We start from the raw sequence: 7,711 nt of genomic DNA on the forward strand, positions 1-7,711 counted from the left end.
GTCATCACGAACGGCAGGAAAGTCCGCAGAGCGGTCATAGGCAAGATTTCAACGAACGTCAGGTGTTGGAAGAAGCGGCCGTTCTGAATTCCGGATTCATGTCCAGCCCTCAAAATAGATCCGGCTTGTGACCAAAGAAGACTTTAGTCACATCCTCATTGATATGCCATATCACCCGGCTTCCATCACTCACGAAGAGACTGTCTCCCGTTTCGAGGTCGCTGACCTTGCCAGTTGTCAAATCAACCAATCTGCATCGACCAGACAGGATCGTCATAAGTTCATCGCCCTGTTCCGTGCATTCGAAAACGCCCTTTGTACACCGCCAGATGCCAACGCGCGTCGCTTTGCCCTGTCCGCCCACATCTATGCGGCCGGACGCCTTGGGGTCACCTTCTTTGATCTGATATGCGCTGTCTGGATTGTCGAAGGGCCACTCCTCCAGCGGGCCCACGTCATCGCCGGGCTTGTAGTTCATCATGTCTCTATCCGAATTCCTGTTTGTTGGCCGCCTTTGGCAGCCATGGTTGAACCGACGCTCGAAACCTGGGCCGCGTTGGGCAGGGCAGAACCGCACAGTTCCTGGCGAGGAGACCGTGGCAAAGGCGGACAACGCCACTCAACGGATTGCTGTCTCGTCAGTTGGCCCAGTTTGCTATGACGTCGTAGCCCTCAGGCGTTGGAACGCTCTCCAGATGCTCAGAGAACTGACCCCACAGTGCCTTCACCTTTTCAGCGTTGGCATCAGAGGTTGCCTCGTTTTCGACTATCGAAATCACGTAACCGCTGCCATCATCGTTCATAACATTGACGAAGTTGTGCATACCCGACATGCCCATGATTTGGCCCTTCAACTGGTTCATCAGTGCTGTTGCGGCCTCCCGTGATCCAGGCTTCATCTTGTATTTCGTCACACGTGCAAACATAGTTTATCTCCCAAAATCATTCGTTAGCTAAAAATCCGGCGCAAGCAGCCCCGCCAAGAGACCTTAGCACACATGTTGTCTAACAGGACAACTCTCCGGTGGATTTCTGTGCTCGGCCCAAGCTGAGCCCCAGAGACGAGTTTAGCGTCATCTTCCGTGGCACTGCGTAAAATTCTGTATGCGGGCTGCATGAAGTCCGACTATTCTCAGAAAATAGTGCGGCACATGGAAAAACAGCAGCGTTGGGCTCTCAATGACTGTGGGTCAGAGGAGTTCAAGCAGGGTCTGGAGTGCTAAACCAAACGGAGGTCCAAAGTTGCCTGACAGGCAGATAGTCGTGTGGGGGCGGCAGACGGTTCACCCACTTAACCAAAAAGCGCCCTTACCCTCAGGGAAAACGAGACCCCCACCAATGGCAACGTAGCTTCGACAATTGTATTCATCGACTAGACACTTGGAAACAATCTGTTTCTCGAAATCCTGCGCTAAGGAGACTGCCCAGTGGGGTGTGAGAGTTAATCGTAAACCTTCTGGCCCAAGTGCATCTTGGGGAAGAGGTTGAGGCCAAACTCGTTGCTTTCGCCCTCACACCCAGTTTACGTATGCGCTTCTATGAATGTTTCAATGGACTGACCCCAAGTTCGTCAGAACTCACGCTACGCTCAAGGTGGGGTGTGAGAGCGGTTCCGTAAAACTTCAGGCCCGGAAACGGCTCAAACACTCCCCGCCGCACCGCCGCTCTGAGCCCAAAGCATCAAATACTGCAACCGGCACGACTGACTTAGGCTCGGCATACGGAATTCTGCCTATGGAACCACCCTGTCCGCCCTCACGGACAAATTATGAAACATCCGCCAACGGGTAGTCTGGGTCCATATTTTTCAAAGATAGCCATTTGTGTTTTGGGGTGCAGAAGCTGAGTGAGACTTGCTCAGAATGCCAGATGCCAGGAAGACACCCCCCGCAACGAGGGTGATGCCAAAAACTTTGATCGGGGTTATCGATTCATCCAGAAAAGCTACGCCCCCAAGGAGCGCGAGTATTGGGGTCAATGCGCCAAAGGCGGCTGTTTCCGCAGCGCCGAGAAGCTGCACAGCGTAGCCGAACAGAAACATCGCCAAAATTCCAATTATCAAGCTCTGAAGGACGATCATCACAGCGATGTCCCACAAACTGGACGTGGCAAATGTCACGTTGCCCGTGGCCAGCAAGATAGGTGTAATAAGCACCGTGCCCCAAAACAGCCCGATGACCAAGCTGTGCGACGGGCTGAGCCCACTTTGGCGAAAAATGATGGAGTAGATCGCGAAACATCCCGACCCAGTCAAGAACATCAGGTGGCCTTTCCAAGCGCCTTCGTCAGTACCTGTGAGTATTTGCCATAGGCTGACTATCATCGCGCCGGCCAATATCATCGCAAGCCCGACCCTGCGGCGCGGGCCAGTGATTTCTCCAGTCATAAAGTAAGCCGCCAGAGCCGTCCAAAAAGGCAGCATGCCCGGAGCGAGCGCGCCTCCGTCCGAAGCGGGCGCATAGGCCAGACCCATTGACACCACATATGGAAACACGGCACTCGCGCCAATCATCAACACGAGTGCGCGAGGCCAAGACACCCCGCGCGGCATAACTCCAAGTCGCCACATAACAGGGGCCATGACCAAGGCACCCGGCATCAAACGCAGGATCAAAAGTTCTTCAACGGTGAAGTTACTCTGCACTGCAAATCGCGTGACAAGCATGAAACCCGCCCAGATCGTCACTGTAGCAAGTGCTGCAACCAATCCAAAAGCACGTGGTCCGGGAAGAGGCATTGATCCGGCCTTTCATGCAGAGATCGCCACCATGACTAATCTCAAAACCTTTAGACGCAACAATGGAATGCATACGCTCAGTGCTTTTGATTGCAAATTTCTCATTGGAAGTTGCCGCACCGATTACAAGTGTCAGTATTGTTCGACCGCGTTGCCCCGGGGAAGCCCAACGGATGTCGCTGGGCTGTAGCTAGTTTCGATTTAGATCGGAGGGGTTGCGTGCGCGCTGACTAGGTATTTGGCTGCGATCCTCTCTCGGTGGATCATGTAGAGCCCCGCACCAATGATAATGCCAATACCGAGCAGACTGAGTGTGTTTGGAAAATCGTTGAATACGAGATATCCGAAAATCGTCGCCACCGGCAGCTCGAAATATTGGAGTGGGGCAAGCGTGGCGGATGGGGCGAGCGATAGGGCGTAGGTCATCATCATATGGCTTACAGTGGCGAAAAACCCGGCTCCAAAAAGCCATAGCCAGACGATGTCGCTTGGCCAAACAGGATCAAACAGATCAGACCCGGAACCTTCCGCCAGAAGCAAGACGGGAATGCAAAACAGGCTGGCTGTTAGGCCGGTGTGGAACTGTAATGCCACGGGATGAAACCGTCGTGTTAGCCCAGGCGTCAGAAGTATGTAGAAGGCAAAGGCGACCGCCGTTCCAAGCGGAATTGCAGCAACAATACCGAAAGCTGCAAAGCTCGGTTGGATGACGAACAAGACGCCGACGAACCCCACGAGTGCTGCTCCGACGCGGCGAGGGCCTACTTCTTCACCGAGGTAAAATTTGCCGACCAAAAGGACAATGAACGGGGCAATAAACACAATCGCCAACGCATCGGCGAGTGGCATCACGCGGATTGCGGCTATGAAGCAAAATGTAGCGAACAACAAAAGCAATGCCCGTGTGATCAAGGTCATCAATTCGCCTTTTGGCACCCGTAACGATAATCCCATTGCCCAAATAAAGGGAGCCATCAGTGCGCACTGCACGACAAAGCGTGCCGCGGTGATTTGCCCGATTGGAACGCTGGCTGAAGCGAGTTTTGCCGCTACATCCAGCAAAGGAGCGGTCAAACAGAATCCGAGCATGAGCACGACACCGGTCAGGACGCGGTCTGTAGATTGAGGGGAGGTTACAGCTGTGGGCACCCGCTCATTTACGTGTTTCGCCCAATGCGCGTCCATCCTCAAAACGACGTTGGACCGAAAGCCTGAAACGCGGGCGGCGACCGCAGTATCGTTGAAGCCCGGTCAACGTCCGCAAAGGACCGCAAGCGCTAGTGGGTTGCTCGGAACAGAGTGGCTGGTTCGCATATCGGTCATTCAGACAAAGTGCAGCGAACGACCGCTCCGAGCCCGAATTTGCCATTGAGATTGCCTTATTCAACTAGGGTTGTTTCACGGTGAAGAATGACTGCATACTCCGGTCTGACAGTCTTTGAACAACAGGATTTCTCATGCACTTTTTGTCAAAAATCTCTGGCTTGCTGATCTGCGCTGTGGGTGCCGTGCCAATGGCCGCCACTGCCCAGAGTCAACCAAAACTCATCGTGCAAATCACTGTCGATCAATTGCGCGGCGATATGCCAACTCGGCATCTCAAGCAGTTTGGAGAAGGCGGTTTCCGCTACCTGATGGAAGAGGGTATCCACTATAACAACGCCCACCACACGCATGCCAACACCGAAACGATTGTCGGCCACACAACTTTGGCCACAGGGGCCAACCCTGCAGCACACGGGATGATCGGAAATCTGTGGTATGACCGCGAAGCCGGACGCACGGTGTACAACATCGAAGACCCAAACTATTCGATTCTGACCAGCGGGGCGGATGTTGACGATGAAACCGAAATCGACCCCACGCAACGCGCCGCGACCAGCGACGGCCGCTCACCACGGACAATCCTGACCTCAACGTTTGGCGACGAGTTGGCGGTTCACACAGCCGGAAAAGCAAAGGTATTTGGCGTCTCGATCAAAGATCGTGGCGCAGTTGCGATGGCGGGACATGCGGGCAAAGCATTCTGGTTCTCAAAAGCCGCCGGAGAATTTGTGACCAGCAGCTACTATTACGATGCCTACCCCACTTGGGTCGATACATGGAACGACAAGGGTTTGCCGCGAAGCTATAGTGGTCAGTCTTGGAAGTTGCTGAACCCGATCGACAGCTACCTTTTCGCCAATAGCAACGAGGACGGCTACAAACCGGACTTTGCCGGTTTCGGGAGCACATTCCCCCATCCTCTGGGTGACGCGAGCGGTCAATATTACACAACATTCCTTACCCTCAGTCCCTACGGGGATAGGATGACCGCTGACTTCGCTAAAGCGTTAATTGATGCCGAGGACTTGGGCGACGACGACGTGACCGACTTTCTTGCGGTCAGCTTTTCAGTCACCGACTACGTTGGCCATTTCTTTGGCCCATCAAGTCTTGAGGCGGAAGACAATCTGCTGCAGCTTGACCGCACGCTGGCCGATTTCTTTGCCTATATCGATGCCGAAGTCGGGCTTGAGAATACGCTGATCGTCTTGTCGGCAGATCATGGCGCCCCTGAAGCGCCCGGCTATCTAGCCTCCATCGGAATGCCCGGAGGGTACGTGACACCGGATGCATGGGATACTGCACCCGCCGCCGACCGGATCAAAGAACGCTTTGGTATAATCGGTGCGCTGTTCGAAGGTTACGACCACCCCTATTTGACCTTGGCCGCGGAAGTCCGAAACAACCCTGACATCGACCGCGTAGCGCTCGAGACGATGATTGCCGATGAACTGGTTGCTTTTGAAGGCGTGGCCTATGCGATACCCAGTTCGCGCCTGCGCGAAGGGTCACTGCCGGACAACGCTCTGATGCAGGCGGTCTTGAACAACTACCACCCGGGCCGGTCGGGGGACATTCACCTCGTTTTCCAACCAGAATGGTTCATCAACGATATGGACGGCCTGTCTGTGACGGTGACCCATGGCTCACCTTGGCGCTATGATACGTTTGTGCCGATCCTATTTGCCGGACAAGGTATCGCGCCGCAGAAAGTTTCGCGCCGCGTGCATACGATTGACGTGGCTTTGACCCTTTCCATCGTCGCGGGCACCCGCCCGCCTTCCGGGGCGACGGGGGAGGTTCTGCTCGAGGTGCTGGGCCAGTAAAGATTGTTAAAAACGGATGGCAACATTGACCGCGATTGCGATTTCTCGAGCGGCAGTTTTGTCCGCAGAACAGTCATTTAGCCGGCCTTCAACCAACGCCCGCTTTGCGAAAAAAGAAAGCAAAGTGATCCCCCGGAAACCCGCTAAGGGCCGCCGTGGGTTCTGTCTACGAGGGTGGTCTTCGGTTGACGACATAGTCGGCCAACCACTACCAGTAGCCAGTAAATGACGAGTGGGGCAATGCTGATGGCATAGCGTAGCGGTCATAGGCTCATGTTCCGCCAGCGTTTGCACTTGATGGAGAAGCGGCTGTTCACCGCCGGATTCTGGAAGTTTCGCCCTGAATTTCGGCTATTGGGGGTATCTTGTGCACAGCATGATCCAATCGGATCATACGGGGGAAATTTCTCCCTGTGGCCATTGTAAGCGATGTTGTGGAATCTGATGGGTACGGATTGCGTGCTCCATCGGCAGTGCAGCGGAGGTATTGCACCGCCTCCCTTTAGTCATCCTCTGTTTCAACTTTGGCTTTAGCTTTTCGCTTCCCCTTTGGGCCGGTGCTGAGGCCGCCATGCAACCTGCAACGCCGTTTTCCAGGTACTACCCGGGCCTGGCATTGGCCACCGGCTCGGGTCTTTGCGCCGCATGTTGGGCGCTCTGTCCTAGGCAAGGGTTCCCTGGCATCATTCAAGCCCAGCTCAGCCATCCGTTTGCAATTTACGCCGTGGCACTGTGAGCAATCCCTCCGATAGTTTGGGTGCTTGTGCGCCTCTGCTGGGCACGGCCGCCAACGTGACCAAATTTCACACCAATCAATCGGATCGCCTTGAAAGAGCGAACGTATTTTGACTTCCAGCTTTGTCGGTCTCCCCATCAATAAACACCAACATTTATTAACATAGTCTGCAAACCCCATGATGCGCGAAATTGCTCGTCCTTGGTCTTCGCAAGGTCCCTGCCATGCATCTCACCGTCGCGTTTGCAACTTTGTTTTGTACCACCCCGCGATCGGACAGGTGGCGCAGCGCCACCACCACCCACCCCCCTTTTAGGGGTGGTGGTGGTAGCGCAACTGTTTTTAGGGGTGTTAGCGTCACCTTGCGCTACCCCTGATTTTTGGGTGGCGGCGCACATCACACCGTTGCCCATTCGCCTACCTCCACAGTGGGGACAGGCTTGCGTTGAGCACCTGTTTTCTGCCCTTTGACCAACGCCCCGGATTTCAGCCAAGTATCGATTATCTTCTTGATGCGCTTGCGGTCGGCTTGGGCGTCGAAGCCCAGCACTTCAGCTACGGTCACACCAGCCCACTCGCCGCCAGCCTGATCCGAGTAGCGCCGCCCCTGACCATCCAGAGCATGTTGCACTGCCAGCAGGTCAGCGACCGATACCCCATCGAAAGTGTCCGGCCATTTCCAGACCTCAGCAACGCCTACGCTATCCCCATTGGATAGCTGCACAGATGCCATGCGCCGCCAAACACGATCCCCAACAGGGGCGAGGTTCGCTTTGTCACGGGTCACGGCAAAGTAGGTGGACGGATCGTTTTGAACACCCGCCTCGGCCTTCATGTCGTTGCTCATCTTGTTGAGCACACGACCGGATCTTGCTGCTGCCAAGAGCGCCGTTGCACCGCGCCCGCTTTCAGTAGTTGCTTCCTCGCCGTTTGTCTTGCGAGTGTGGTGCACAAGTTCAATTGCACAATTGCAACGATCTGCCAGCCGCGCCCATTCCTTTGCCACAAGTGTCCGTCGTCAGGGATTTTGGGACAGATGGCGCTCTGATCTAAGAGAGGATGTGGCTCATCTGGTTGGATTGATTA

Annotated in this window: 7 protein-coding genes; 1 reads left to right on the top strand and 6 read right to left on the bottom strand. The window is 54.9% G+C overall.

Annotated elements, in window-relative coordinates:
* Positions 1–109 precede the first annotated feature (109 nt).
* The 4 genes from AC2FLO_RS05935 to AC2FLO_RS05950 form a co-directional block, all read right to left on the bottom strand.
* Complete coding sequence (locus tag AC2FLO_RS05935; protein WP_496755053.1) at positions 110–481, bottom strand: cupin domain-containing protein; 372 nt, start codon at positions 479–481, stop codon at positions 110–112.
* A 157-nt stretch (positions 482–638) separates the two neighbouring features.
* Positions 639–926: a hypothetical protein gene (locus AC2FLO_RS05940; protein ID WP_496755055.1), complete on the bottom strand. Its 288-nt coding sequence runs from the start codon at positions 924–926 to the stop codon at positions 639–641.
* Between the two features lie 881 nt (positions 927–1,807).
* Positions 1,808–2,737: a DMT family transporter gene (locus AC2FLO_RS05945; protein WP_496811649.1), complete on the bottom strand. Its 930-nt coding sequence runs from the start codon at positions 2,735–2,737 to the stop codon at positions 1,808–1,810.
* 201 nt (positions 2,738–2,938) lie between these two features.
* Positions 2,939–3,922, bottom strand: coding sequence for a DMT family transporter (locus AC2FLO_RS05950; protein WP_496755057.1), 984 nt, complete (start codon positions 3,920–3,922; stop codon positions 2,939–2,941).
* A 272-nt stretch (positions 3,923–4,194) separates the two neighbouring features.
* Between AC2FLO_RS05950 and AC2FLO_RS05955 the strand changes: the two genes are divergently transcribed.
* The gene (locus AC2FLO_RS05955) at positions 4,195–5,889 is read left to right on the top strand and encodes an alkaline phosphatase family protein (RefSeq protein ID WP_496755058.1); all 1,695 of its coding nucleotides are present in this window, start codon (positions 4,195–4,197) and stop codon (positions 5,887–5,889) included.
* Positions 5,890–6,391: 502 nt separating this feature from the next.
* On the opposite strand, the gene AC2FLO_RS05960 is transcribed toward AC2FLO_RS05955, so the two are convergent.
* Both AC2FLO_RS05960 and AC2FLO_RS05965 read right to left on the bottom strand, forming a co-directional pair.
* Positions 6,392–6,805, bottom strand: coding sequence for an HGGxSTG domain-containing protein (locus AC2FLO_RS05960; protein ID WP_480625536.1), 414 nt, complete (start codon positions 6,803–6,805; stop codon positions 6,392–6,394).
* Between the two features lie 217 nt (positions 6,806–7,022).
* Positions 7,023–7,472, bottom strand: a complete 450-nt coding sequence (locus AC2FLO_RS05965) for a hypothetical protein (protein WP_496811650.1) — start codon at positions 7,470–7,472, stop codon at positions 7,023–7,025.
* Between the last annotated feature and the right edge of the window lie 239 nt (positions 7,473–7,711).

This window comes from Ruegeria sp. TASC047, assembly GCF_059612445.1.